Origin of the sequence: Xenorhabdus santafensis (assembly GCF_033949405.1) — a bacterium.
Lineage (GTDB): Bacteria > Pseudomonadota > Gammaproteobacteria > Enterobacterales > Enterobacteriaceae > Xenorhabdus > Xenorhabdus santafensis.
Genome location: NZ_VCDN01000208.1, coordinates 1 through 448, shown reverse-complemented (window position 1 = coordinate 448; position 448 = coordinate 1). Strand labels below are relative to the sequence as shown.

Sequence of the window (448 nt, the reverse complement as noted above, 5' to 3'; positions counted from 1 at the left end):
GCCGGCTGACGGGGTGTCAACGCATCAAATCGCCTTTACGGTGGTGGATGAGTTCGGCAACCCGATCCCTGACTACACGGTTACGTCAATTGCCAATAATGGCGCGGAAATGAAGAAAGAGGGCAAAACCGATGCCAAGGGGCAATTAACGGTTTCGCTCACCAATACCCGCGCCGGGGCGACGACCGTAACACTGACGGTCGGGGGGCAGGCCTATCCGGTTGAAGTGAGCTTTATTCCGGATGAAAAAACGGCCCGGATTAACCTTGAGCAATTGAAGGTGCTGACGGACAACGTGCCGGCCGACGGGGTGTCAACCCACCAGATTGCCTTTACCGTGGTGGATGAGTTCGGCAACCCGATCCCCGATTACACCGTCAAATCAGCCGCCGACAATGGTGCGAAAATGGCACAGGAAGGCAAGACTGATGCCAAGGGGCAATTAACG

1 protein-coding gene is annotated in these 448 nt (G+C 56.0%); it reads left to right on the top strand.

Annotation, left to right across the window (positions count from 1 at the left end; all coding sequences use genetic code 11):
- Nucleotides 1-13 precede the first annotated feature (13 nt).
- On the top strand, nucleotides 14-448 hold a 435-nt coding region (locus FE392_RS19915), incomplete at its 3' end, for an Ig-like domain-containing protein (protein WP_319931866.1).